This window comes from Arcobacter denitrificans (SeqCode), from assembly GCF_048571185.1.
Lineage (GTDB): Bacteria > Campylobacterota > Campylobacteria > Campylobacterales > Arcobacteraceae > Arcobacter > Arcobacter denitrificans.
Genome location: NZ_CP182350.1, coordinates 1439793 through 1465633, shown reverse-complemented (window position 1 = coordinate 1465633; position 25841 = coordinate 1439793). Strand labels below are relative to the sequence as shown.

Annotated in this window: 24 protein-coding genes and 1 tRNA gene; 9 read left to right on the top strand and 16 right to left on the bottom strand. The window is 29.5% G+C overall.

Annotation, left to right across the window (positions count from 1 at the left end; translation table 11 throughout):
• Nucleotides 1-7: 7 nt before the first annotated feature.
• From coaE to purT, 4 genes are read left to right on the top strand one after another with little or no spacing between them, the layout of a single operon-like run.
• Nucleotides 8-598, top strand: a complete 591-nt coding sequence (coaE, locus tag ACNI28_RS07325) for a dephospho-CoA kinase (protein WP_419763619.1) — start codon at nt 8-10, stop codon at nt 596-598.
• The gene (gene dapF / locus ACNI28_RS07320) at nt 595-1332 is read left to right on the top strand and encodes a diaminopimelate epimerase (RefSeq protein ID WP_419763618.1); all 738 of its coding nucleotides are present in this window, start codon (nt 595-597) and stop codon (nt 1330-1332) included. The genes coaE and dapF overlap by 4 nt, the downstream gene beginning before the upstream one ends.
• Before the next feature lies 1 nt (nt 1333).
• Complete coding sequence (locus tag ACNI28_RS07315) at nt 1334-2080, top strand: glucosaminidase domain-containing protein (protein ID WP_419763617.1); 747 nt, start codon at nt 1334-1336, stop codon at nt 2078-2080.
• A complete protein-coding gene (gene purT / locus ACNI28_RS07310) occupies nt 2070-3239 on the top strand; it encodes a formate-dependent phosphoribosylglycinamide formyltransferase (protein WP_419763616.1) in 1170 nt (389 codons plus the stop codon). Before ACNI28_RS07315 ends, purT begins: the two co-directional genes overlap by 11 nt.
• 36 nt (nt 3240-3275) lie before the next feature.
• On the opposite strand, the gene ACNI28_RS07305 is transcribed toward purT, so the two are convergent.
• The 13 genes from ACNI28_RS07305 to ACNI28_RS07245 form a co-directional block, all read right to left on the bottom strand.
• Nucleotides 3276-3734 (bottom strand): DUF420 domain-containing protein, encoded by a 459-nt coding sequence (locus ACNI28_RS07305; RefSeq protein ID WP_419763615.1) that lies wholly within the window; start codon nt 3732-3734, stop codon nt 3276-3278.
• A 7-nt stretch (nt 3735-3741) separates the two neighbouring features.
• Nucleotides 3742-4692 (bottom strand): YbgA family protein, encoded by a 951-nt coding sequence (locus ACNI28_RS07300; RefSeq protein WP_419763614.1) that lies wholly within the window; start codon nt 4690-4692, stop codon nt 3742-3744.
• A gap of 72 nt (nt 4693-4764) precedes the next feature.
• Nucleotides 4765-5979, bottom strand: coding sequence for a glucose-6-phosphate isomerase (locus ACNI28_RS07295; RefSeq protein WP_419763613.1), 1215 nt, complete (start codon nt 5977-5979; stop codon nt 4765-4767).
• 3 nt (nt 5980-5982) lie between these two features.
• Entirely contained in the window at nt 5983-7617 is a 1635-nt protein-coding gene (gene pgm / locus ACNI28_RS07290; protein WP_419763612.1) for a phosphoglucomutase (alpha-D-glucose-1,6-bisphosphate-dependent), read from the bottom strand.
• Between the two features lie 17 nt (nt 7618-7634).
• Entirely contained in the window at nt 7635-8258 is a 624-nt protein-coding gene (gene eda / locus ACNI28_RS07285) for a bifunctional 4-hydroxy-2-oxoglutarate aldolase/2-dehydro-3-deoxy-phosphogluconate aldolase (protein WP_419763611.1), read from the bottom strand.
• Nucleotides 8255-10075, bottom strand: coding sequence for a phosphogluconate dehydratase (gene edd, locus ACNI28_RS07280; RefSeq protein WP_419763610.1), 1821 nt, complete (start codon nt 10073-10075; stop codon nt 8255-8257). The genes eda and edd overlap by 4 nt, the downstream gene beginning before the upstream one ends.
• The gene (gene pgl, locus ACNI28_RS07275; RefSeq protein ID WP_419763609.1) at nt 10072-10764 is read right to left on the bottom strand and encodes a 6-phosphogluconolactonase; all 693 of its coding nucleotides are present in this window, start codon (nt 10762-10764) and stop codon (nt 10072-10074) included. The genes edd and pgl overlap by 4 nt, the downstream gene beginning before the upstream one ends.
• Nucleotides 10757-12217, bottom strand: coding sequence for a glucose-6-phosphate dehydrogenase (gene zwf / locus ACNI28_RS07270; RefSeq protein ID WP_419763608.1), 1461 nt, complete (start codon nt 12215-12217; stop codon nt 10757-10759). The genes pgl and zwf overlap by 8 nt, the downstream gene beginning before the upstream one ends.
• Nucleotide 12218: 1 nt before the next feature.
• A complete protein-coding gene (gene galU, locus ACNI28_RS07265) occupies nt 12219-13070 on the bottom strand; it encodes a UTP--glucose-1-phosphate uridylyltransferase GalU (protein WP_419763607.1) in 852 nt (283 codons plus the stop codon).
• Nucleotides 13071-13095: 25 nt separating this feature from the next.
• The gene (locus ACNI28_RS07260; RefSeq protein ID WP_419763606.1) at nt 13096-14826 is read right to left on the bottom strand and encodes a sugar phosphorylase; all 1731 of its coding nucleotides are present in this window, start codon (nt 14824-14826) and stop codon (nt 13096-13098) included.
• On the bottom strand, nt 14823-16034 hold the full coding sequence (locus tag ACNI28_RS07255) for a glycosyltransferase family protein (RefSeq protein ID WP_419763605.1): 1212 nt from the start codon (nt 16032-16034) through the stop codon (nt 14823-14825). The genes ACNI28_RS07260 and ACNI28_RS07255 overlap by 4 nt, the downstream gene beginning before the upstream one ends.
• Entirely contained in the window at nt 16027-17340 is a 1314-nt protein-coding gene (locus tag ACNI28_RS07250) for a glycerate kinase type-2 family protein (RefSeq protein WP_419763604.1), read from the bottom strand. The genes ACNI28_RS07255 and ACNI28_RS07250 overlap by 8 nt, the downstream gene beginning before the upstream one ends.
• A complete protein-coding gene (locus ACNI28_RS07245; protein WP_419763603.1) occupies nt 17330-18118 on the bottom strand; it encodes an HAD-IIB family hydrolase in 789 nt (262 codons plus the stop codon). The genes ACNI28_RS07250 and ACNI28_RS07245 overlap by 11 nt, the downstream gene beginning before the upstream one ends.
• Nucleotides 18119-18284: 166 nt before the next feature.
• Between ACNI28_RS07245 and ACNI28_RS07240 the strand changes: the two genes are divergently transcribed.
• The 4 genes from ACNI28_RS07240 to ACNI28_RS07225 all read left to right on the top strand — a co-directional run bounded on the left by ACNI28_RS07240 (nt 18285) and on the right by ACNI28_RS07225 (nt 22310).
• Nucleotides 18285-19259, top strand: a complete 975-nt coding sequence (locus ACNI28_RS07240; protein ID WP_419763602.1) for a substrate-binding domain-containing protein — start codon at nt 18285-18287, stop codon at nt 19257-19259.
• A gap of 1 nt (nt 19260) precedes the next feature.
• Nucleotides 19261-21522, top strand: coding sequence for a sensor histidine kinase (locus ACNI28_RS07235; RefSeq protein WP_419763601.1), 2262 nt, complete (start codon nt 19261-19263; stop codon nt 21520-21522).
• A 16-nt stretch (nt 21523-21538) separates the two neighbouring features.
• Nucleotides 21539-21733, top strand: a complete 195-nt coding sequence (locus ACNI28_RS07230) for a hypothetical protein (RefSeq protein ID WP_419763600.1) — start codon at nt 21539-21541, stop codon at nt 21731-21733.
• A gap of 208 nt (nt 21734-21941) precedes the next feature.
• Nucleotides 21942-22310: a hypothetical protein gene (locus ACNI28_RS07225; protein WP_419763599.1), complete on the top strand. Its 369-nt coding sequence runs from the start codon at nt 21942-21944 to the stop codon at nt 22308-22310.
• Here the strand turns inward: ACNI28_RS07225 and ACNI28_RS07220 are convergent.
• Nucleotides 22307-22432: a hypothetical protein gene (locus tag ACNI28_RS07220; RefSeq protein WP_419763598.1), complete on the bottom strand. Its 126-nt coding sequence runs from the start codon at nt 22430-22432 to the stop codon at nt 22307-22309. The genes ACNI28_RS07225 and ACNI28_RS07220 overlap by 4 nt on opposite strands.
• A 373-nt stretch (nt 22433-22805) precedes the next feature.
• Here ACNI28_RS07220 and ACNI28_RS07215 point away from each other — a divergent pair, with 373 nt between their 5' ends.
• Nucleotides 22806-24764, top strand: a complete 1959-nt coding sequence (locus ACNI28_RS07215; protein WP_419763597.1) for an EAL domain-containing protein — start codon at nt 22806-22808, stop codon at nt 24762-24764.
• 97 nt (nt 24765-24861) lie between these two features.
• Here the strand turns inward: ACNI28_RS07215 and ACNI28_RS07210 are convergent.
• Nucleotides 24862-24938, bottom strand: a tRNA-Arg gene (locus ACNI28_RS07210).
• 47 nt (nt 24939-24985) lie between these two features.
• Nucleotides 24986-25789 carry a GGDEF domain-containing protein gene (locus ACNI28_RS07205; protein ID WP_419763596.1) on the bottom strand — a complete coding sequence of 268 codons (804 nt, stop codon included), beginning with the start codon at nt 25787-25789 and terminating at the stop codon, nt 24986-24988.
• Nucleotides 25790-25841: the final 52 nt, after the last annotated feature.

Genomic DNA, 25841 nt, shown 5'->3' with positions numbered 1-25841 from the left:
TCTAATAATGAATAACAAAACATTTAAATATGCTATTGCACTAACAGGTGGTATAGCCACAGGTAAAAGTACAGTCTGTAGTCTTTTTAAACTACATGGCTTTTTAACAATTGATGCGGATAAGATAGCTCACAAACTTTTAGATAAACATAGTGATAAAATAGCTTCAATGTTTGGGCAAGAGTATGTTGAAAATGGAAAAGTTTTAAGAAAAAAACTAGGTCCTATAATATTTTCAAATAAAGAGAATAAAGATAAACTAGAGAGTTTTATTCATCCTTTGATAAAAGAAGAGATAGAAAAAGAGTCAGTAATATTTGAAGAACAAGGAAAACCTTACTTTATAGATATTCCTCTATTTTATGAGAAAATGAACTATCCCATTAAAAAATCTTTGGTAGTATACACACCAAAAGAGTTACAAATAAAAAGATTGATGCAAAGGGATAATATAAGTGAAGAAGAGGCGAAGTTAAAAATTTCAAATCAAATGGATATAGAAAAGAAAAAAGAATTAGCAGATTTAGTAATCGATAATTCAACAAATTTAAAAAACCTTCAAAAAGAGGTTGAAAGAGTTATAGGAGAAATTATATGACTTATACAAAATATAGTGCAAGTGGGAATGACTTTATCATATCCCACTCATTTTTAGAAAAAGACTTTTCACAAGATGCTATAAAACTATGCAATAGAACAGAAGGAATTGGAGCAGATGGTTTTGTGGTACTAATTCCAAGTGCTGAAGCTGATTTTAAATGGCTGTTTTATAATAGTGATGGAAGTGACGCTGCAATGTGTGGTAATGCAACTAGAGCTTGTGCACACTATGCTTTTAACAATGGCTTAGCTTCAAATAAAATGCAGTTTTTAACGGGTGCTGGAAAAATCGAATCTACTGTTGAAGGTAATATTGTACAAACACAACTAACAATACCAATTGTTTTAAAAGAGGAGTTTGAAGAAGAGGGGTTTTCTTGGTGGCTTGCAGATACTGGCGTTCCTCACTTAGTAACTATTGTGGATGACTTAGAAAAATATAACCATGATATAAGTGCAAAAATGAGATATGCCCATAATGCAAATGTAAACTTTATAAAAGTAGAAGATGGGAAAATATTCATAAGAACTTATGAAAGAGGTGTTGAAGGTGAAACTTTAGCTTGTGGTACAGGAATGGCTGCTGCTTTTTTAAGAGCAAACAATCTTAACCTTGTAGATAATAAAACTTTTGTCTATCCTAAAAGTAAAGAAGAGTTAACGCTGAGTATCAAAGATGGCAACTTATTCTTCAAAGGTGCTGTAAAAAAAGTTTTTACAACGGAGGTTTAAAATGAAAAAATTATTATCTATTTTATTTATTACCTTTGCTTTTTCTTATAGTTTTGCTGCAACTACAGGTTTTCCTGAAGATTATTATAAAATGAGAGCAACCATTAAAAAGCAAAACTATTTTTTTGATTATCTATACCCACATATTGAAAAAGCAAACAAAAACATACTAAAAGAAAGAGAGTTTATTTTATCTATTAAAGAGAATAAAAATCTAGATAAAAACTCAAAAGAGCATCAAAGATTGACTAAAATTGCAAAAAGATATAAGGTAAAAGACCCATATGATTTTGACAAACTATTAAAAAAAATAAACATAGTCCCCCCTTCTATGGCTTTAGCTCAAGCTGCTGTTGAAAGTGGCTGGGGTACGAGTAGATTTGTAAAACTTGGTAATAATCTATTTGGACACTGGACATATGGAAAAAAAGGAATTCTTCCTTTAAGAAGAGACCCAAATGCAAAACATCTAATAAGAATATTTAACTCATTTGAGGAGTCTATTTCGGCATATATGTTAAACTTAAATAGACACAAAGCCTACTACACTTTTAGAAGTAAAAGAAATCAGTTAGTAGAAGAAGATAAAAAAATTACAGGTGTAATTTTGAGTCAAACAATGATAAACTACTCACAAATAAGAGAGAAGTATTTGCGTATATTAAAAAATGTTATCAAAAAAAATAAGTTACAAAAATATGATAAAAAACTTAATAATATTTTAACAAAGGAAAAAAATGAAATTTAGTGCTCCATTAAAATCTGATTCAATCAAAATTATGCTACTTGGTAGTGGAGAATTAGGAAAAGAAGTAATAATTGAAGCTCAAAGATTAGGTATTGAGACAATCGCAGTTGATAGTTATAATAATGCTCCAGCGCAACTAGTTGCAAACAGATCATATACTATCAACATGAAAAGTAAAAATGAGATTTTAGATGTAATTAGAAGGGAAAAGCCTGATTATATTTTGCCAGAAGTTGAAGCTATCAATATAGATGCTTTGTTTACTGCTGAAAAAGAGGGATTTCATGTGATTCCAAATGCAGAAGCTGTAAATAAAACTATGAACAGAAAAAATATCCGAGAGTTTGCAGCAGAAGAGTTAGCAATTCCTACAAGTAAGTATAAGTTTGTAAAAAGTTTTGATGAGTTAAAAGATGCAGCTTCATATATTGGGTTTCCTTGTGTAATTAAGCCTGTAATGAGTAGTTCTGGTCATGGACAAAGTATCTCTAAAAATGCAGATGATTTAGAAAAATCATGGGAAATTGCAAAGGAAGCTAGAGGAGATGCTAGTGAGTTAATTGTAGAAGAGTTTATTAAGTTTGATTATGAGATAACGCTATTAACTGTAAGAAATGAAAAGCAAACTATTTTTTGTGAACCAATAGGTCATATACAAAAAGATGGTGACTATATTTTCTCATGGCAACCAATGAATATGAGTGAAACTGCAATTAAGAAATCAGAAGAGATAGCTAAGAAAATCACTGATGGACTTGGGGGTAGAGGTATTTTTGGAGTTGAGCTTTTTGTAAAAGGTGATGAAGTTTATTTTTCAGAAGTAAGCCCTAGACCACATGATACAGGGATGGTGACCATGATTACTCAATCTCAAAGTGAATTTGCACTTCATGTTAGAGCAGTTCTAGGATTGCCATTAAACTATATTAAGTATGGAGCTGGTGCAAGTGCAGCATATAAAGCTGTTGCAGATACTTTTAATCCTATTGTTGATATAAATGAAAATGCTTTTAGTGATAAATCATTTGTAAGAGTTTTTGGGAAACCTCAATCACACATTGGAAGAAGGATGGCTGTAGCACTTACTTTTGATAAAGATTCAAGTGATAAAGCTCTAGACAGTGCAAAAGAGATTATAAAAAACTTCTCTGATTGCTAAGAAACTCTCTACTTTTGTAGAGGGTTTTATTCTCTTTTAAAAAATAAATAAAAATAGATAAAGAAATACTCCTGTTACACAACTAAGTAATAAAAACAAAAATGTTATCTTTCCATCTCGTTTATGCTTTGAGTTTTTTAGACTCTCTAATTTCCCTGCTCTATACATAATCATAGAGTTTATAAAAAGTCTTATCCACAAAAATGCTGCTATTATAGATAATGCAATGTGAAAGAAAAGATATTTAACTAAGAAACCATAGGGCATATTACTTTGTTTTGCAAACTCAAAAAAGCCCCCATCTATTCTAATCATCACTTCAAAAAATACCAATACTAAAACCGTCAAAATAAGTACAAAGCCTTGAGAGATAAGATGTAGCTTATACTTTTTGTTTTTTGCATAATTAATACTTACTAAAACTATAAATGGTAATATCGAAAAAAATATTACCATTACATTCATATGAAGTGGGATATTATTAAATACTTCCATTTAAAACCTATTTATTAGCTTTTAAATCAGACCTTAAAGCTAACTCAGCTGGGTATGGATTTAAAAACTTTTGTTTTTTAAGATATTCTATATCATGCTTGCTAATATATATTTTAAACATCTTAACTATTGTTATTAATGGAACTATTCCATCTTTGTACTCATCCATAGTTATAAGTAATAACTCTTTTTCTTCTTTTGATATATGCTTTTTAAAATAACCAAAGATGTGAAGTAAGACATTGTAAGTTTTATTGATAGTACTTTTTTGACTAATGGCTTGTAAAAAACTCTGTTTATATTCATCTAAAATCTCTGATAAAGGCTTTTTATCATGATTTGCTACAATATTTCCTAACTCTTTATAAAACTCTTGTGATTTTGCATAAAGGAGATATTTGTATGAAGTATGAAACTCTACTAAATCATTAAATACAATATCTTTTTTTAGCAACTCATGTAAATCTTTATAAGCAAATATTTGCATTAGAAAGTTTTCTTTTAACCAAGCATCATTTAATCTACCCTCTTCTTCAACGGGTAAGTAAGGGTAAAGCTCTTTTATTCGTTTTGCAAAAAGTCCCACGCCCTCTTTTATACTTGGGGCATTTTTTTCTTGATATACTTTTACCCTCTCCATCCCACAGGTTGGAGACTTTGATTTTAGAATAAAACCACAAATATCATCTTTAGCTATTTTTTGTGCACAAAGTACTGAAATATCATCTAACTGTTTAGTTACATCTTTAGAACCATCACTTGTAGTGACTTTTATATCATCACCATCTCTAACCAATCTAATAGTTTCCCTAGGTGAGCCAAATATCATATCTTCAGGACAATAGGGAACTATCTCAAAATATTTTTGAAGAATATTATATACAAATGCATCTTTGGAGTGAGCCCCATCATAACGACAAAGATTTCCAATCAAACATGATGATATTCCTAGTTTCATATTATTTCCTTACTTTTATTTGTAAAGATTATACATTAATTCAAGTATCATTCATATATGAATAAAAGCTTTCTATACTCTATTTTTGCTTTTCAACTTCTCTTTTAAAATTATTTTACCACTTTCAACACCTGGTTGGTCATAGGCATTTATATATAAAAACTTCCCAACAATTGAAGTTAAGAGTTCATATATATACATTATTTTTGCTAAATTAAATCCATCAACTTTTTCCATAGTAATTGTGTCACAAGGAATATCTTGTAAATCTTGTACTGCTTTTATAGTCGCATCTGCCTGATGATTTATAAGTTCAGAGAATTTTAAATTATTGATATAATCAAGACCTTCTAAGCCTTTTAATTTTACATCAGGAATTTTTGAATTATCGGCAAAATCTTTTATTTTTATAAAAGTTACAGTCTTATCCCTTTTGCCTTGAATAATAAGTTGTAAAAAACTGTGTTGGTCAACAGGTCCTAATAAACCAATTGGTGTTAAACCTTGATGTGTATTATCATTGTCAATTTTCCCTAAGCTTTCACCCCAAAGTTGAACATACCATTTGTTAAAACCTTCAAGTTCTGAAGCATAAGAAAAAACTACATTATTATTAAACTTATGTTTGTATTCAGCCATAAATCTAGCTTTTGTCATAAGTTGCTTATATAAAAGTTCTTGTTCAAAATACTCACTATAAGCCTCTTTACAGCCATCAATTAATCTATCAATATCAATCCCAACAATTGCAAGTGGTACAAGTCCCACAGTTGAAAAAACTGAAAATCTTCCACCTACATTTTTAGGCACTTCAAAAGTTTTTATCTCATTTGCTTGTGCAAAATCATTTAACTTACTATCAGTTTCAGTTATCACTAAACAGTTCTCTTTATCTATTTTAACTTTTGAATATAGATATTTAAAAACACTTATTGTCTCAATAGTTGTTCCTGATTTACTAATAACTATAAATAAAGTATTTTCTAAATCTAATCTATCCAGTCTAGTATTTATGTCAATAGGGTCAGTTGATTCAAAAAAATGGAGTTTTTTATCAAAATTATGTGTTCTTGTTAGAAAACTATAAATTGCATATGTTCCTAGTGTACTTCCACCAATCCCAATTATTGCTATATCTTTTTGAGTTACAGTTTTAGCATACTCTTTTATTTGCGTAGTATCTTGAAAGGGCAAGTTATAGTATCCTATCTCTTGTTTTTCTTTTTTTATACTTTCAAAAATCTCACTATCAGAAACCCTTGGATTAAAATTTGCACTATAATTCATCTTTTATCCTTTTATACTTTGTGTAACTATCTCTTGAGCTTGGGCTAAAATATCTTCCAAATGCTCACTACTAATAAAACTCTCCGCATAAATTTTATATATATCTTCAGTACCAGAAGGTCGTGCTGCAAACCAGCCATTTTTAGTAACCACTTTAAGCCCTCCAATGGATGCCTTATTTCCATCAGCTTTTGTGAAAATATTCTCTATTGTTTCACCTGCAAGCTCTCTTGAAACTATATCTTCAACACTTAAGTTTTTTAATTTTGCTTTTTGTTCTAAGCTAGCTGGGGCATCTACTCTTTTATAATAAGATGTTCCATTTTTTTCTTCCAACTCTTTATAGATGATTCCTGGGTCTTTTTTTAGTTTTGAAGTAATTTCAGCAGCTAATAGATTTAAAATTATTCCATCTTTATCTGTAGACCAAACACTACCATCAAATCTTAAAAATGAAGCTCCAGCACTCTCTTCTCCGCCAAAACCTAAAGTTCCTTCATAAAGTCCATCTACAAACCACTTAAAACCAACAGGTACTTCATAAAGTTTTTTATCTAGCATCTTTGCAACTCTATCTATCATAGAACTTGACACAAGAGTTTTCCCAATACCTAATTCATCACTCCAAGGTCTATGCGAATATAAGTACCAAATAGCAACCGAAAGATAATGATTTGGATTCATAAGCCCAACACTAGGAGTTACTATTCCATGTCTATCAAAATCAGGGTCATTTGCGAAAGCTAAATCAAACTTATCTTTTAAGTCAATCAATGAAGCCATAGCATCTTTTGATGAACAATCCATTCTAATCTTCCCATCGTGGTCACAGGTCATAAAGGAAAATGTTGAATCAACCTTATCATTTACAATTTCAAGATTTAAGCCATATATCTCTTTTATCTTTTTATATACTTCAATTCCTGAACCTCCCATAGGATCAACACCAATTTTAAGATTTGCTTTTTTAATACAATCCATATCAATAATTGTATTAAGGTCTTTTACATAAGGAGTTATAAAATCAAACTCTTCTACAAACTTTGAATTTGACAACTCTTCTATTGAGACTTTTTTTACTTCTTTTAAATTATTTGCCAAAATCTCATTTGCTCTATTTTCTATAATGCTTGTAACATCACTATCAGCTGGTCCACCATTTGGTGGATTGTATTTAAAGCCACCATCACTTGGAGGGTTATGAGAAGGAGTTATTACAACTCCATCATTTAAAGTCTCACTATTTTTATTTGCTTCTAAAATAGTATATGAGATTACAGGAGTTGGAGTAAAATTTTTATCTTGGGCAATTTTACATTTAATTTCATTTGCTACAAATACTTGTAAAGCTGTTGTTTGAGCAGGAGTTGATAAGGCATGGGTATCAATTCCTATATATAAAGTTCCATCTATTCCCACACTTTTTCTATATTCACATAAAGCTTGACTTATAGCTAAAATATGTTCTTCATTAAAACTTGTTTTTAAAGATGTACCTCTATGTCCTGATGTTCCAAAACTAACTTTTTGACTTACTATATTTATATCTGGTTTTTTATCATAATACAAAGAAATTAGTTTTGGAATATCTTCTAAAATCTCTTTTGGTGCTTTTTTTCCTGCTAAGTTATGTGACAAAACATTCTCCTTTTATTTTATTTTGTTTTTTCTAGGGCTTGGATACATAATTGAGTGATTTTACTAAAATCACCATTTTTTATAACATCTTTTGGAACAATCCATGTACCACCTACACATAAAACATTTTTTAAAGATATGAAATCATTGAGGTTTTCTAAATTAACTCCACCAGTAGGACAAAAATTCATTTTTGCATATGGTCCTTGAAAAGCTTTTAAAATATCAACACCACCACTTAGTGTTGCTGGGAAAAGTTTACAATTATAAATACCATTATTTTGGGCAAGCATAACCTCAGAAGATGTAGCAACTCCTGGAATCAAAGTCATATTATTCTTCTTTGAACTATCTATTAACTCTTGGCTAATTCCTGGTGAAAATACAAACTTAGCCCCAACTGCCTTTGCTTCTAGTAAATCTACATTATTACAAACTGTTCCAGCTCCTACATTCATAGAAGGCATCTCCTTTGAGATAATCTCGATAGCCTTAAGTCCAGCATCTGTTCTTAATGTTATCTCCATGATATTTATTCCACCCTTGCTTAAAGCTTTTGCTAAAGGTAAAGCATCTTTGGCATCATCAAGTGCAATAACAGGTACAATAGGTGATATTTTCATTACATCATTTGCATTCATGAATTTTCCTCTCCCACAAGTTTAAAAATAGTAGCTCCAGTTTCACTTGTACTTACATTTTCTCTAATAGTTGAAAAAAGTTCTCGTCCAAAGCCATGTCTATTTTTTTCTAAATCTATTTTTTTTATTTCTCTGTTTTTTAAAGTTTGATCATCTACTAAAAGTTTTATTGTTCCATTTCTTATATCCATTTCTATCATATCACCATTTTCTATTTTGCAAATAAGTCCACCATCAACAGCTTCTGGATAAAGATGTATTGCAGAAGCTACTTTCCCCGAAGCCCCTGACATACGTCCATCTGTAACAATTGCCACTTTAAAACCTTTGTCTTGTAAGGCTCCTAGTGGAGGCATAAGTTTATGAAGTTCTGGCATTCCATTTGCTTTTGGTCCTTGATATCTAACAACTGCTATAAAATCTTTTTCAAGATTTCCTAAAATAAACTCTTTTTGTAAATCTTCTTGAGAATTAAATACAAGTGCAGGTGCTTTTATATAAAGTTGTTCATCTTTTAATGCTGAAGTTTTTATAACACTTTTACCAATATCTCCAACTAAAAGTTTCAATCCACCCTCAGGTGAAAAGGGGTTTTTAGTATCAGATATTACTTCATCATTTTTAGAAATACTAGCTCCAATATTAAAAAGGAGTTCATTATTTTGTAAAACTGGCTCTTTTATAAAATCATCCAAACCATATCCTACAACTGTTTGCACATCATTATGTACTAGCCCTATTTTTAAAAGTTGTGCTATTACAACACTCATTCCACCTGCATCTCTAAAATGGTTTACATCTGCACTTCCATTTGGATACATTTTACATAAGAGTGGTGTAACTTTTGAAATATCATCAAAGTCTTCCCAAGTAAGAACAATACCTGCGGCTTTTGCCATAGCAATTAAATGTATTGTATGATTTGTAGAACCACCTGTTGCCATTAGTCCAACTATTGCATTTACAAAAGATTTTTCATTTACAATATCAGATATTGATATCTTTTTATCACATAAATCAATAAGTCTTTGAGCTGATTTTCTTGTCAAAGCATATCTTAGAGGTGTATTGGCATTTACAAAAGAGCCATTAGGAAGTTGTAATCCCATCATCTCCAAAAGCATTTGATTTGAATTTGCTGTTCCAAAAAAAGTACAAGTACCACAGCTATGGTATGAAGCCTTTTCTACTTCAAAAAGTACTTTTTCATCAACTTTTTTTTGGGCAAATTCTTCTCGCACCTTTGCTTTTTCTTTATTTGAAACTCCTGAAGGCATAGGCCCTGAGGGTACAAATATAGCAGGCAAATGTCCAAAACTTAAAGCTCCTATTAATAGACCTGGTACAATTTTGTCACAAATTCCTAAATAAAATGCTCCATCATAAGTATTATGACTTAAGCCAATTGCGGTTCCCATGGCAATATTATCCCTAGAAAACAGTGATAGTTCCATGCCTTCTTGCCCTTGAGTAACGCCATCACACATGGCAGGAACGCCACCTGCAACTTGTGCAGTAGAACTATATTTTAAAAGCTCTTTTTTTAATATATCAGGGTAGGCATGATAGGGTTCGTGAGCTGATAACATATCATTATATGCTGTTACAATTCCCATATTAAAAGACTTCATATCACTTAAAAAAGCTTTTTCTTCATTTGTCATAGGAGCTATTGCATGGGCTAAATTAGCACAATCTAAAACAGCCCTATTAACACTATTTTTCTTAGCTTCATTTATTCTAGTTAAATAAATATTTCTACTTTTTTGTGATCTTTTTATTATTCTGTTTGTTACATCTTTGATTATTTTATTCATGAGTAATAAACCTCAATTTTTTTGCCCGTTTGATTTAAAACTGAGCTTACTGGATATTTGTAAATATCTTTTGCTTCTATAGCACTACGATAAACTTCTAATTTCTCTTTTCCTTCAATATGTAAAATTATATTTTTGGCTTCAAGAACTTTTCTAAGAGTTAGACTCATTCTCTCATATGGAGCTGTTTTTGGCTCAATACAGATACAAAAATTGTCATTTGTTAAATCATAAGCCTCTTTTAGTCTTTCATTATTGGGAAACAGTGATGCCGTATGACCATCAGTACCCATTCCTAAAACTAATACATCAGTTCTTTCAAACTCTTTTTCATAAATCTTAGAGCAAATTTTTTGAGCTGAACTTGCACTCACTCCTTTTACATAAAGCCCTACAAATCTAGCTTCTTTTGCAAAATTGATAAGTAATCTTTCCTGAACTAAAAAAGCATTACTATCTTTAGAATCATTTTCAAGCCATCTCTCATCAACTAGTCCAATGGTTACCTTTTTCCATGCAATATTTATTTCTGAAAGCTTTTGAAAAAATAGTTTTGGAGTATTTCCACCTGATACTAAAAGGGTGGCTTGCCCATAAGCTTTTATACTATCTTCAAGTATTAAAGCTATATTTTGAGCTAAGTTTTGAGCTAATTCTTCACTTGAAGAAAATTCTTTAAAATCATTCATCGTTCCAACTTCTTCCATCTTTTGCGATTAGTTGAATAGCCGCACTTGGGCCATCACTTCCAGCTGTGTAAGTTTTCATAGGTGATAGATTTTTCTCCCAACCATCAATAATCTTATCAGCCCATTTCCAAGCTGTTTCTACCTCATCAAGTCTCATAAATAAAGTGGGGTTTGCACGAATCACATCTAAAATAAGTCTTTCATAGGCATCTGGTTTTCTATGACTATTGTGGGGTGAATTTAGTTCTAAGTCTACTTGTTGAAGTTTCATAGTATCACTTAGTCCTGGAATTTTATTCATGAGCTTTAACTCAATACTCTCTTTTGGTTGTAAAGTTATGACAAGTCTATTTGCATTTATTGAGGTTTCATCTCCACCAAAAATAGAGTGAGGAATAGTCTTAAACTGTATTACTATCTCAGAATTTCTTTTTTGAAGACGTTTACCACTTCTTATATAAAAGGGAACACCATTCCATCGCCAGTTGTCTATATCAACTCTTATAGCTGCAAAAGTTTCTGTATTACTCTCTTCATCTTTGCCATCTAAATACCCTGGAACACTTGAACCATCTGAAGAGCCAGCTTTGTACTGAGCTCTTACTGTTTTTGTTTTGATATCTTCATCATTTATATTTCTAAATGAACGTAAAACTTTAACTTTTTCATCTCTTACACTATTTGCATCAAGTGAACATGGCGGCTCCATAGCTATTAGACAAAGTAGTTGCATAAGATGATTTTGAATCATATCTCTTAGAGCTCCATAGTCATTATAATAACCCCATCTATTCTCAACTCCTACACTCTCTGCAACTGTTATTTGAACATGGTCTATGTGATTTGAGTTCCAAAGGGGTACAAAAAGCCTATTTGAAAAACGTAAAGCCATGATATTTTGAACAGTATCTTTCCCTAAATAATGGTCTATTCTATATACTTGGTCTTCTTCAAAATATTTTAAAACCTCTTTATTAATCTCTTGAGATGATTTTAAGTCTCTACCTAAAGGCTTTTCTAATACAACTCTTGTGTGTTTACTTATCAAATCCCAATCATTTAAAGACTTACAAATACTTCCAAAAAAATCAGGTGAAGTTGATAAGTAGTTAATTCTATCTCTATCAGTGTGTTCATTTAAAATATTTTGCAAGTTTTCATATGAGCTTTCATTTGAAAAATCTATACTTACCATCAAGAGTTGTTTTTTAAAGGTTTCAAAAAACTTCTCATCAAGTTTTTCTTCACTTAAAAACTCAATTAGTTTTTCTTTTATCAAACTTACGTGTTCATCTATGCTTATCTCTTTTCTAGAGATTGTTATTATTCTACTTTCACTTGATATATATTCATCTTTACATAAATGATAAAGTGCAGGCATAAGTTTTCTAAATGATAAATCCCCATGGCCTCCAAAAAGTATAAAATCACATAGATTATTTTTTGTATTCATTTTATTTCTTTTTATTCTCTAAATTATAAAAATAGTTTGTAGCTTCAACAAAGCCATCAACACTTCCACAATCAAATCTTTTACCTTGGAATTTATAAGCCATTACCATGCCTTTTTTTGCTTGAGTACATAAGGCATCAGTAATTTGTAACTCTCCATTTTTCCCAGGTTTTGTATTTTTAATTATTTCAAAAATATCTGGTGTTAAGATATATCTTCCTATAACAGCTAGATTTGAAGGAGCTTTATCATTATCAGGTTTTTCTACCATATTTGATACCATAAATACACCATCTTCTATTTGGTTTCCTTCTATTACCCCATATTTATGCACATCCTCTTTAGGAACTTCCATACAAGCTACAATACAACATTTATATTTATTATAAAGTTTTACCATTTGAGCTAAGGTTCCATCACCTTTAGGATTTACACAAAGGTCATCTGCAAGTATTACAGCAAAAGGATTGATATCACCTACTAAAACTTTACCTTTATAAATAGCATCACCTAAACCTTTCATCTCATTTTGTCTAGTATAAGTAAAGGTACACTTATCAATAATATTTCTAATGTCAGCTAACATCTTCTCTTTAGCTGAACCTTGGATTTGGTGCTCTAACTCATAAGAGATATCAAAGTGGTCTGTTATAGCTCTTTTACCTCTTCCTGTGATTACCGACATAATATCACAGCCAGCTTCCATTGCTTCTTCAACTCCATATTGAATAAGAGGTTTTGTAAGAACTGGTAACATCTCTTTTGGCATAGCTTTTGTTGCGGGAAGAAACCTTGTTCCATACCCTGCTGCTGGAAATAGACAGCTTGTTATTGATTTTTCTTTATTATTCATTTTTAATCCTTTTTCATTTTAAATTTTAAACTTTACCTTTTAACCACATTATTTGGTAAGGTTCTAGTTTGAGTTCATCTTTATTTCCCATATGATTTGTCATACAACTTGAAGAAAGTATATCACAAATAGGAAGGGAAATATTGTCAGGTAACGTACAACTAACCTCTTCATTTGAGAAATTATGTATGGCTACTATTCTAGTTTTATGCTCACAACATAATTGATCTATTACAAATAATCTATCATCTAAATCTAAAATCTCAAAATCTCCAAAAGGATTAAATGCTTCTTCATTTATCCTTATAGAAATAAGCCTTTTATATGAATCAAACATAGTTTTTGCAACACTTCCTTGACTAGAAAGTTCCTCTTCAAGCCAGTCGATGTTATACTTTTCTCTATTTATTGTTCTATTTATTCCAGAGTGTTTAACCCCTTCATGATAATTTTTAGAACCAACAAGAGAGTGAAAGTAAATCCCAGGAACTCCAGGCATAGCTAAAACAGCAGCTTGGGTTACTAACATTCTTTTTATTCTTAAATATTGGTCTTCATTTGGATTTGTTAGGGCATCTATATAAGAACAGTTTAACTCATATGGAGTTTGGCTTCCATCCTCTTCTGCTCTATAAGATACCAATCCACCATGCTCTTTAACACAATTTACCAAATACTCAATCTCATGGTCTTCTAAAAGTCCTTTAACTGGACGCATACCTATTCCATCATGACTTGCTGTAAAGTTAAAAAAACAAACCTTATCACTAGGTAGGGTTAAAGTCTTAGCCCAAGCAGTAAGTTTTTTTGTATTTGAATGTAAAATTGAGTGAAGCAATAAAGGAGGTAAAGCAAAATTATATACCATTTGTGCCTCATCATCCCCACTTCCAAAATATGAAATATTTTCATGGTGAGGAACATTTGTTTCTGTGATAATTATAACCTCAGGTGCAACTTCATGTAAAACTTCACGCATAAGCTGTATCAACTCATGGGTTTGAGGAAGATGAGCACAAGCAGTTCCTACCTCTTTCCAAATAAAAGCAATAGCATCTAGTCTTATTAAGGTTGCCCCTTTTTCTATATAATAAAAAAGTGCATCTAAGACATTTCGTAAAACTCTATGACTTTTGTAGTTTAAATCAACTTGGTCTTTACTAAATGTTGTCCAAATATTTCTTATTTTTCCATCATCATCAATATATTCACTCAATAATGGAGTTGCCCGTGGACGAACTACTTTACTTAAATCAGTAGAGGGATCAATATCAATAAAAAAATCTTGAAAATATGGATCTCCTGCCAAATAGGCTTTAAACCAATCAGAAAACTGGGAAATATGATTTATAACTCCATCTACCATAAGTCTATAATTTGAACTTATTGATTCAATTTCTCTCCATGAACCCATGTGAGGATCTACGGCATTATAATTCACTACTGAAAACCCATCATCACTAGAATATGGATAAAAAGGTAAAATATGAATAGAGTTTATGACACCCTTTAAATGTTTATCCATGAAACTATTTAAAGTACCTAAAGATGGCTCATGATATTTTGATACTTGGTCACCATAAGTTATAAGTACAATATCTTTTTGACTCAAATGATACTCTTTTGATTTAATTCTTTGTTTATATTTAAAAATCAAATCAATAATATCATTTACAGCTCTTTGTGCTATATCTTCAGGATAAAGACGATGAATTCTTTTATTTATTGTATGACTGGGGTCTGATATATGTTTCATTGATTATCTTCTTTTACATATCTAACAAATTTTGCTGAAAAGTCTGGCATAACTGAACGAACAGTAATCCATGGAGATAAAGATGGTATTCCCATAGGATCATCATAAAACTCTGTAGCTGCTTCTTTTATAGCATCCTCAAAAGCATTTACAGCATGTATTTCTTTTTCTCTATTATATTCTAGGGCATTTAATTTACTCAAAGCATTGAATTTTGATATTTCAAATCTAGATTCTTGATAATATCTTGCAAGTAGAGTTTTAAACGAAGCAGAAGAAAAAACTACTCCCTCTTGTGCCATCACTCTAAAGATAGTTTTTGCAATATCATTTGCCATCTTATAAATACCACCACCTTCACTTTGACTACCTAATTCTTGGTGTTTATGTTCATATGTTTCCATTATCTCTGTTTGACAGATTCTTTTATTTGAAGTATTTTTATAAACTTCACTAAGTGTTGAAACCTCTAAGCCCCAAGTTGGAGAAATAGCAATCCCACGACCAAGAGATCTTATAAAAGAAAACTCTCCAGATAAGGAATATCTAAAACTTTCCATATAATCTAAGTATCTATTTACTCCATAAACATTTTTAAGGGAGTTAATTAAAGGAGTGTAAAGCAGTCTAGTAGCTCGTCCATGAAGTTTATTTGTAACCCTTGAGTAAAAACCTTTATTAAACTCAAAATCTAAAGCTGGATGAACAATTGGGAAAAAAAGACGGGCAGGAATCTCTCTATTGTAATTTACAATATCACAATCATGGAGGGCAAAGGCATAAGCATCTTTGTCAGCTAAACCATAACCCATCATTGTCCAAACATTTCTTCCTTTTCCAGGAGTATCAAGTCCAGGAAAGCCCTCTTTTGTTAAGTCTTCATAAAGTTCTTTAATTTTTGGGCCATCATTCCATAAAACATCAACTTGACAAGGAAGTACAGACATAAGTTTTTTCACCTCTTCAAACTGCTCTTTTGTAGCTTGGTCTAGTCCTAAAATTATCTTATAAAGATACTTTACATTTTTTAACTCTTCTATAATTTTGTGCATAGCAGGAGTCTCAAACTCAGAATAAAGCGCAGGAAGTAAAAGTACCATCTTTCTTCTCTCGCTATACTTTTCAAGCTCTTGTTCCATATCTTCTAGTGTTCTAGCACCTAATTTTTGTAAGGTAGTTATTACACCATTTTGAAAGAAATCAGACATTTTTATCTCCTTTGTTTTTGTTTGAATTTATATATATTATTACAATATCTAACATATTATTGTGTGTAGGTCCAGGTTTTAAGAGCTGATTTAACTTCTCAAAAAAACCATTTGAATCAAAGTTTTTCACATAACTTTTTATATCTAAATCTAACTCTTTTACTTTTTTTATTGTATCTTTATCAATTATAGCACCGCAAGCATCAGAATTACCATCAATACCATCACTTGCTCCACTTAAAAATATAATATCTTTATCTTCTGGATAAGAGTTCAAAAATGATAAAACAAGATGTTGATTTCTTCCACCTTTTCCCTTACCATTTACATTTACAGTTGCTTCTCCCCCGTAAATAAAACACCCCTCTTCTTTTTCTTTACAAAACTGCAAAAGATTTTCACATACTACTTGTACATCATCTTCTATTTTTTCATCTACTATTAGTGGATTTAGATTTTTCTTTTCTAAAATATTTTTAGCCTCATTTAGTAAAATATCATTTGAGCCTATTAAATGGTGTTTAATATTTGAGAACTCTTTTTTAGGTGTTTCTAAATCTTTTGATTGAACTCCACTCTCAAGATAGCTTCTAACACTAGAAGGTAAGCTTTCTAAAATATCAAACTTTTTCAAATCATCAAGGGCATTTTGAAAAGTTGTACTATCAAAATAAAGCGGAGCAGAACCTATAGCTTCTAAATTATTACCTAAAACATCACTTAGAGTTAAAACAACTCCTTTTGCTTTTGTAAAAGTTGCCAGTCTTCCACCTTTTACTGCAGAGAGGTGTTTTCTTACACAATTTATTGACTCAATTGGCATAGAATTTTGAAGCATCAATTTTGTTGTTTCTTGAAACTCTTCAAGACTTATCTCATCAATAGGAAGTTCAACTAAAGCTGAATTTCCCCCTGATAATAAATATATGAAAAAATCATCCTCACTTAAAGATTCCAACTCTTTTATTAAAGCCTTTGCTCCTTCTATACTCTTTTGGCTTGGTAAAGGATGTGTACTTTTTATATAGGTAAGATTCTTTTTTTCAAAGTTATTTTCATACGCTCCCACTAAAACAGCTTTTTGTATTTTCTCTTCCATGATTTCATATAAAGCTTCAGCCATACTAATAACTGCTTTTCCTGAACCTAAAATATGCACCTTTTTATTTTTAGGAATTTCAAAAGAGTCACTATTTATATAAAATATATCATTTTTAAATTTACACTGTTTTTTTAAAAGCTTTTTAGGATGGATTTCTTCTAGTATAGATAAGAAACTATTTTCTAACTCTTTTTTAGTAAGCATTTAAAATCCTTTTTAAACTCTCATTCCAACCTTTTGGGCCTATGTAGTCTGATTTTATAAGATTTTTAATAGCACAATTTATAAATGTACCATCATGTTTTTTTATCAAGATAGGAGTATCTACACTTTCAAGCATAGTTATATCATTTTCTCCATCACCTAAGGCTATGGCATTAAAGCTTTTATTATACAAGTTTTCATAATAACTCTTCATATATTTTACTGCTTTTGCTTTATCTTGTCCAAAAGTAATTAAGTGATAAAACCTACCACCCTTTACTACATCAAAACCATCTTCAATCGCAATCTTTTTCAAAGCCTCTAATTTGCTTTCATCTTCTAAAATAAAAGGTTCACTAAATGTTCTTTTTCGGGCTTGCTTTGCTTTTTCTATAGGAAGTTCAGTATGTAATGAGACTTCTGCATCACTCATCTGATGAAAACCTTTTAAGGGAAAGTTTTTTGAGTATTTTTTAAAAGTTGTAATTGTAGTCTCATAAGTTTTTCCTAAAGCAATAAGCTCAAAGGTATTGTCTTTAGGGATAAATATTCCTGCACCATTTTCTATAATAAATGGCATAGATATATTTAGCTTTTTTTGAAGTTCTATAACCTCATCTTTTGTCTTACTTGTGACAATAATAAGAGGTATTTTTTGCTTATCTATAAAATCAAGCATCTCTTTAGCTTCACTAAAATCATATGTTTTATGATCTAATAGTGTCCCATCTAAATCTGTAAAAATCAAATATTCTGTTTTATTATCTTTTTGTAACATCTTTTTAGTATAGCTTAACCCTTTATTCAATTTAATAAATAAACTGTATAATTTTTATACATTAATCTATCCAATTAAATTTACTATTTTTTCTTATTTAATAAAAAAATACCTTTTTACATGATAAAATAGAAAACTAAATAATTATTTTAAAGTAGGATACTACATGAAAATATCAAAACTTTTAATTACTTTTTTAACTTTCTGTTTTTTATGTCTAAATGCAAATGAATTAGTGCAAGGTAAACCTATCAAAAAAAAGATTGTATATCTAGTTTCTGATATAAATATTCCATTTTGGAATATCATGGCAAAAGGGATTGAAAAAGGGACTGATTTATTGGGCTATGACTTTGAAATACTTGATGCACAAAATAGTGCTAAAAAAGAGTTAGAAAATACAATAAAAGCCATAAAAGATGAAGTTTCAGGGATAATTGTATCTCCTACAAATTCATCAGCGTGTGTTACTATTTTAAAACTTGCAAAGGAAGCTAATATCCCAGTTGTGATTTCTGATATTGGTACAGACGGGGGAGAGTATGTATCTTATATATCTTCTAATAATAAAAATGGTGCCTACAAAATAGGAAAACTTCTCACAAACAAAATGATTGAAAAGGGTTTTTCAAATAAAAAAGTTGGAATCATAGCTATTTCTCAAAAAAGATTAAATGGGCAAGAGAGGACTATTGGCTTTATAAAAGCACTAGATGAATCAAATATTGTAAATGCTAATTTAAAACAACTTGTAACTTGGACACAGGAAGAGACCTACAACTACACAAAAGAGATGTTAACTAATTATCCAGACCTAAATGCAATTTGGATTCAAACATCAAGTATCTATAAAGGTGCATTAAAAGCTATAAATGAATCACAGAGAAAAGATGAAATTTTATTAGTTACTTTTGATGCAGAACCTGAGTTTTTAAACCTTATTCCAAAAGAGATAATAATTGCTTCAGGTATGCAACAGCCTTATTTGATGGGAAAGACAGCACTAATACAATTAGATAGCCACCTAAATGGAATAAATGTTAAAAAAAATCTACAACTACCTATACTTATTATCTCAGCAAAAAATATAGAAAAAAAACTTCCTATTATAAAATTAAATGTACTTGGTATTGAAAAATAATATGAAGAATACTCAAGTAAAAAAATATAAACTATCTCTATTTATAACACTTGCACTAATAATAACTATTTCTGTCACATCTATTTTAACTATAAATTCTACATACAATTATTATCATATAAAAAATAGAATTATAAATGAGATTAAAGAGGACTCAAAAGAAGCTATTCTTTCATTAAAAAGTAATATTACGAACTTGATTATCTCTTACTCAATTAATGAATATGAAAAGCTTATAATCAATGAACTCCAAAGTAAAGATATATTTGCAATTATTGTAAAAGATTACCATATGGGTAAAATTATAGGTAAAGATGCTTATATTACTGGTAAAATAAAGAATTCTCAGACAAATATTGTTGACTATAATAACGCAGATAAAAATCAAAATAAACTCTTAGAAAATGCTTTTTTTACAAAAAGTGTTACTATTACAAACTCCTCAAATGAGACATTTGGGATAATTACTATCTATATTACAAACAATGAGATAAATAAAGAACTTGAAAAAATAGTAAAAGATACTTTATTTAATACAGTTTTATTATCTATTTTATTAACTCTATTTCTTTATATAAGTATCAAGTATTATATTTTAAGTCCTATCTCTGATATTATAAATACCATAAAAGATGGCGATGAAACAGGTATTCCAAATACTTTAATACCTGATTCTAATAGTAAAGAAATTTCTGCCTTAACAAATAATATAAATACAATGATAAAATCAATAAAAACATCAAGACAGACTTTAGAAATAAATGAACACCGGCTTGAATATCTTTTAGAATTAAGTCCCATAGCTGTAAGAATTGCTAAAAATAGAGGGGAATATGTAATATTTGCAAATAAAGCATACTCAAAATTACTGCATCTTAAAGAGGGTACCATAAGTGGAAAAAACCCAAAAGATTATTATGTAAATAAAGAGACTTATGAACATATTATAAAAACTCTAGAAAAGGGTGAACGTATTTATAATATAATGGTTGAGTTAAACATCGAAAATAAACAAACATGGGCATTAGCTTCATATATGAATATTGATTTTGATGGTGAGAAAGCCATTATTGGTTGGTTTTATGATGTAACAAATGAAAAACTAAATGAAGCTAACCTTTATAAAGCACTAGAGTTACAAACAACTATTTTTGATAATTCTGGATATTTGATGATAAGTACGGATAAAAATGGACTTATTCAACAGTTTAATAAAGAGGCAGAAAAACTTTTAGGATATGAAGCAAAAGAGTTAATAAATATTTATACTCCAGAAATTTTTCACTTAAAATCTGAGATTATACTAAGAGCAGGATATCTCTCAAAAGAGTTAAATAAAAAAGTTCAACCTGGGTTTGAAGTATTTGTTGAAAAGACAAAACTAGGATTAAAAAATGAATATGAATGGACATATATTTCGAAAAAAGGTGAGCATATTCCTGTCATATTGGTTATTACCGCACTAAAAAATAAAAATGACGAAACATATGGCTATCTTGGTATTGCACAAGATATATCTCAAAGAAAAGCTTTAGAATCTCAAGCAAAACTAGCTTCTATGGGAGAGATGATAGGGAATATTGCGCACCAATGGAGACAGCCACTAAGTATGATTTCAACAATTGCAAGTGGGATATTAGTAAAAAATGAACTAAATATAACAGATAGTATAGATATATCTTCTAATATGGAAAAAGTCATTACTCAAACAAAATATCTATCTAGTACAATAGATGACTTTAGAAATTTTATAAAAGAAAACAATGAGAAAGAGAGAATTTCACTAGTTAATACAATACAAAAGTCTTTATCTATTATAAAGCCATCTATAAGTAATAATCATATTAATTTAATCGTAAATTTAAAAGATGATATTTATATTGATGGCTTTGAAAATCAGCTTATTCAGGCATTTATAAATATTTTAAATAATGCAAAAGATGCCTTAAAAGAAAAAATAATCGATGATGACAAATTGATTTTTGTTGAAACACAATTTATAAAAGATGATCTATTTTTGATAATAAAAGATAGTGCAGGAGGAATAAAAGATGATATTATCCATAAAATTTTTGAACCTTACTTTACAACAAAACATAAAAGTATAGGAACAGGAATTGGTCTTTCTATGACACATCAAATAATAACAGAACATCACAATGCTACAATTGAAGTATTTAATAGTACATATGAATACAATAATAAGACTCATACAGGAGCATATTTTCAAATTACATTTAAAGATGCATGCTTAATATCATAAAATAAGAGAGAATACCATGATAACCTACCTAATTATATTTGCTATTATAGGTTTTATAATAGCAAAAGTTATAAAAGAGGCTAAAAAGTCTTTTTTAATTATTTTTTGCATATCTATTATTGCAGGGTTTTTTTATACACCTATGTGGGGATTAGTGAGTTTTGGGGAGATGGCATTGGGATACTTTGTTGTCTATTTTACGAAAGATTAGGATTTTAAATGTCAGATTTTCAAAGTGAAGTTATTGGATTTGTAATTGTTTCCATAGTTATAATTGCCTTAGCTTTTCTAACTCAAAAACTTCAAAATAAAAATAAATAACTGTTTTCTTTACATAACTAAATTAATTATGTTATTATACTAAATTATCATTTTATCATTTCAACTATAAGAATTTAAAACTACATGAGGAGATATCCATGGATAAGTGTGTTGAGAATATAATTAAAGCTAAAAGAAGTAATGATGAAAGGGAACTAGATGAGCTTTCAAACTCTTTTGATTATAAAGTTAGAAGGGCAGTAGCAAGAAACCCAAAAACTTCCCAAAAAACCCTAAATGCCTTACAAAATGACCCTGCTTTCAATGTTGCTTTTATGGCAAATATACATGCCATAGAAAAAATAGACTTGAACGAGCCACTCTCTTCAAGAAACCCATGTGTAATGTGTGAGAAAGATGAATCCACCTATCATATTGAATGTCCCAATTGTAGAAATGATAGTTATTCAAGAATTATTGATGGATACATACCTTATGATGAAGAAAAAATAAAACAAGTAAGTTAATCTCTTTTTTCATACCTGATATTAAAAGGTATCTTTTTTCTTTGTTCAATTTTAACTTTTATATAAGTATATAGCCCTGCAATAGCTATGATTAATATTGTACTTACAAATATATTTATCATTTTAATCCTCTTTTTCTACAAAGTTTCTTATAAAAATATTATCTAAAATAAAAAATTACTATTAAAAATATTGCAAAATGAAATGATATATAATAAAACAATGTATAGAAGTTAGTAAAAAGTGTATTTGGGTTTAAAGTAGCTAAGAAGAGGAGATGTGAGTAGTTAGTCATTCAACTCACTTCCCTTTCTAATAAAATATTCAAATTTAAAATGAAAGTTTAGCAAGCCAACATAAACAAAACTTTAACAAAAAGTGTAAATAGTATGTTATAAATAATTAATAAACTCATAATATCTTTAAGAATCATACTTTAAAGCTACTTTTATATATACTTCTAGATTAAAATAATTAATAAAACTATGGATTGAAATGAAAAATAGGATAACTTACACACAACTAATATTAAAAATAATCATCATGACTCTTGTTATCATGTTAACCATCGCATTTTTCTATGCTCAAGTTATGAAAAAAGATGCCATTGAATCCTTATCAAAAGTAGAAGCAAAAAAAACTACTCAATTAATCTTTGAAAGTTTCTATTCAGCAATGGCTAGAGGATGGACAAAAGAAGACTTAAATACTATTATCAAAAGAATTAATGCTATTGATAAAAATATGAATGTTAATATCTATCGTGGAGAAACAGTTGCAGAGATGTTTGGAGATATTCCTAGAGATATAAAAATAAGAAAAGATAATTATTATGTTAAAAAAGCTTTCCAAAAAAATGAAATCCTTAATCTAAAAAATGATTCACGAATTGATTATTATTATCCTATTATAGCAGTACAAGAGTGTCAAAAGTGTCATACAAATGCTGAAGTGGGCGAAGTTTTAGGTGTGATAGATATTAGTTATCCAATTGATGAACTCAAAATTTCACTCTCATCTATTATCAACTTTTTTATAATATTTGTACTTGTTTTCTCACTAGCAATATTTCTTGCTCTATTTTTTAAATTTGATGTTCACTTAATAAAACCTATTAATAAACTCATCAGTAGTATACTTAGTATCTCAAAAGAAAATGATGTCACCAAGCGAATTGATTTAGATAATGACGTTGAAGAACTGCACTCTATGCAAACTGTATTTAATAAAATGTTAGACTCCATAGAGTATCAATTTTACAATGATGAATTAACAGGACTTCCAAACCGTAAACGACTTATTGACACTATTTCAACAACAAAAAATGCTGTTTTGATGATAATTAATATTGATAAATTTCAAGAGATAAATGATTTATATGGTGATGCTCTTGGAAATGATATTATAAAAGAGACCGCAAAACTTTTAGATAAAAACAAAGCTTTAAATTCAAAACTTTTTAAACTGCATGCTGATGAATATGCTCTTTATCATGAAGCAGATGTTGATATAGAGGAGATTAAAAGCATAGCAATACATTTAACCAATATAATTGAAAACGAAACTTTTCATATAGAAAACTCTGAAATTTTTATCAATGCTACCTTTGGAATTGCATATGGGAGTACTTCTCTTTTAGCTAATTCTGATATTGCTCTAAAATTAGCAAAAAGAACTAAGAAAAAATACTTAGTCTACGAGACTTCTATGAATATTGAACATGAATATGACCAAAATCTAAAATGGACAAAAAAAATTAAAGATGCAATCAAAAATGATAAAATCGTGCCACTTTATCAGCCAATTGTTGATGCTAATACTAAAGAAATCATAAAATATGAATCACTCATGAGAATGCTTGATGATGAAGGGAAATATATCTCACCTTTTTACTTTTTAGAGTTAGCAAAGAAAAATAAACTCTATCCTCAACTAACTTTAATTATGTTAGAAAAAACATTTGAGAAGTTTAAAAACAGAACAGAAAAGGTTTCAATTAACCTTTCGGTTTCGGATATATTAAATGAAACAGTACACTCAACTATTTTAGAGAAATTAAAAGAGTATCAATTAGGTGATAGAATTATATTTGAAATCATCGAATCTGATGGTATTGAAAATTTTGAAGAGGTATTGGATTTTATTAAAAAGGTCAAAACCTATGGTGCTAAAATCTCTATTGATGATTTTGGTACAGGTTACTCAAACTTTGAGTATCTCATGAAACTCAAAGTTGATTATATCAAAATTGATGCCTCTATGATAAAAGATATTGATACAAACAGAGATTCGCAAATGGTTACGGAGACAATTATCGATTTTGCTAAAAAAATGAATATCCAAACTGTTGCAGAGTTTATCCACTGCGAATCTGTTTATAACAAGGTACATGAAATAGGCATTGATTATGCACAAGGATATTACTTTGGTAAGCCAGCACCACTGGTAGATTGATTTTAATAAGTATAGTAATTTATAATTATTTTAAGAGTTATGGCACAATTTTAGCACAGTAAAAAGAATTTGATATATTATAGGGTGTACAGAATAATGGTACGCCTGGTAGGATTCGAACCCACAACCACCGGGGCCGAAACCCAGTGCTCTATCCAGTTGAGCCACAGACGCGTTTAAAAATAGATTGGAATAGTATCACATATTAGCTTATAAGAGTTTTATTTAAAATCTTCCTTATCTTTGTACATCAAATCATCCACTTTTTCAAGTATTGGATCTATACTATCTCCCTTTTTAAAAGCGCACTGACCATAAGAAAATGAAAAGGAGAACTCTTTAATTCTTCTTGACTTTAGTTTTCGTTTGGAAAGTTTTATTTGGAGGTCTTTCATACATTTATCAATATCTAGATTTAATGATTTGTTTTTATTAAATAAAACAATAAACTCATCTCCTCCATACCTAACTATGTCTATATCTTGTTGAGTTAGCTCTTTATTTAAAAAATTCACAAGATACTTTAATACTTGATCCCCAAATAAATGTCCGTAGTTATCATTGATTTGTTTAAATTTATTTAAATCAATAAATACAATAAATCCATCATTTTGAAATCTGTTATTATGTAAATATTGGTCTAGCAGCCATCTTCTATTATATGCAGAAGTCAAAGTGTCAGCAAAAAGCTCTTTTTGTAAAAAGTTGATTTGTTCTTTCATTTTAAGCAAATCTTCATTGATTTTTTTTAATGACTTATCGTCCTTATTCACTATTGCTTCTCTTGCTTCATTTGTTGATTTATTAAGTGTGTTTAAACTCTCATTTGTACTTTTGATGATTTTCTCAACATGTTCAGTATCTTGGTTTAAATCTCTTAAAAATAAATTTTCATTTTCAAAATTTATATCAAACTCTTTTGCTACAGATTCAAACATATTTGAATAAGTCTTTGGAAGGATTATATTTTGATTTTTTAAATTCTTTATTGTAGTATAAGTTACTTTTTCTAATCTATTACTCATTATAAAGTCCTAAAACTGCTATTTACTAGATTATAGCTATTTTTTCTAATCA

What these genes read in the sequence shown, in the direction of transcription:
- coaE (WP_419763619.1), top strand. Translation starts at nt 8, where the DNA reads ATGAATAACAAAACATTTAAATATGCTATTGCACTAACAGGTGGTATA.
- dapF (WP_419763618.1), top strand. Translation starts at nt 595, where the DNA reads ATGACTTATACAAAATATAGTGCAAGTGGGAATGACTTTATCATATCC.
- ACNI28_RS07315 (WP_419763617.1), top strand. Translation starts at nt 1,334, where the DNA reads ATGAAAAAATTATTATCTATTTTATTTATTACCTTTGCTTTTTCTTAT.
- purT (WP_419763616.1), top strand. Translation starts at nt 2,070, where the DNA reads ATGAAATTTAGTGCTCCATTAAAATCTGATTCAATCAAAATTATGCTA.
- ACNI28_RS07305 (WP_419763615.1), bottom strand. Translation starts at nt 3,734, where the DNA reads ATGGAAGTATTTAATAATATCCCACTTCATATGAATGTAATGGTAATA.
- ACNI28_RS07300 (WP_419763614.1), bottom strand. Translation starts at nt 4,692, where the DNA reads ATGAAACTAGGAATATCATCATGTTTGATTGGAAATCTTTGTCGTTAT.
- ACNI28_RS07295 (WP_419763613.1), bottom strand. Translation starts at nt 5,979, where the DNA reads ATGAATTATAGTGCAAATTTTAATCCAAGGGTTTCTGATAGTGAGATT.
- eda (WP_419763611.1), bottom strand. Translation starts at nt 8,258, where the DNA reads ATGAATGCAAATGATGTAATGAAAATATCACCTATTGTACCTGTTATT.
- edd (WP_419763610.1), bottom strand. Translation starts at nt 10,075, where the DNA reads ATGAATAAAATAATCAAAGATGTAACAAACAGAATAATAAAAAGATCA.
- pgl (WP_419763609.1), bottom strand. Translation starts at nt 10,764, where the DNA reads ATGAATGATTTTAAAGAATTTTCTTCAAGTGAAGAATTAGCTCAAAAC.
- zwf (WP_419763608.1), bottom strand. Translation starts at nt 12,217, where the DNA reads ATGAATACAAAAAATAATCTATGTGATTTTATACTTTTTGGAGGCCAT.
- galU (WP_419763607.1), bottom strand. Translation starts at nt 13,070, where the DNA reads ATGAATAATAAAGAAAAATCAATAACAAGCTGTCTATTTCCAGCAGCA.
- ACNI28_RS07260 (WP_419763606.1), bottom strand. Translation starts at nt 14,826, where the DNA reads ATGAAACATATATCAGACCCCAGTCATACAATAAATAAAAGAATTCAT.
- ACNI28_RS07255 (WP_419763605.1), bottom strand. Translation starts at nt 16,034, where the DNA reads ATGTCTGATTTCTTTCAAAATGGTGTAATAACTACCTTACAAAAATTA.
- ACNI28_RS07250 (WP_419763604.1), bottom strand. Translation starts at nt 17,340, where the DNA reads ATGCTTACTAAAAAAGAGTTAGAAAATAGTTTCTTATCTATACTAGAA.
- ACNI28_RS07245 (WP_419763603.1), bottom strand. Translation starts at nt 18,118, where the DNA reads ATGTTACAAAAAGATAATAAAACAGAATATTTGATTTTTACAGATTTA.
- ACNI28_RS07240 (WP_419763602.1), top strand. Translation starts at nt 18,285, where the DNA reads ATGAAAATATCAAAACTTTTAATTACTTTTTTAACTTTCTGTTTTTTA.
- ACNI28_RS07235 (WP_419763601.1), top strand. Translation starts at nt 19,261, where the DNA reads ATGAAGAATACTCAAGTAAAAAAATATAAACTATCTCTATTTATAACA.
- ACNI28_RS07230 (WP_419763600.1), top strand. Translation starts at nt 21,539, where the DNA reads ATGATAACCTACCTAATTATATTTGCTATTATAGGTTTTATAATAGCA.
- ACNI28_RS07225 (WP_419763599.1), top strand. Translation starts at nt 21,942, where the DNA reads ATGGATAAGTGTGTTGAGAATATAATTAAAGCTAAAAGAAGTAATGAT.
- ACNI28_RS07220 (WP_419763598.1), bottom strand. Translation starts at nt 22,432, where the DNA reads ATGATAAATATATTTGTAAGTACAATATTAATCATAGCTATTGCAGGG.
- ACNI28_RS07215 (WP_419763597.1), top strand. Translation starts at nt 22,806, where the DNA reads ATGAAAAATAGGATAACTTACACACAACTAATATTAAAAATAATCATC.
- ACNI28_RS07205 (WP_419763596.1), bottom strand. Translation starts at nt 25,789, where the DNA reads ATGAGTAATAGATTAGAAAAAGTAACTTATACTACAATAAAGAATTTA.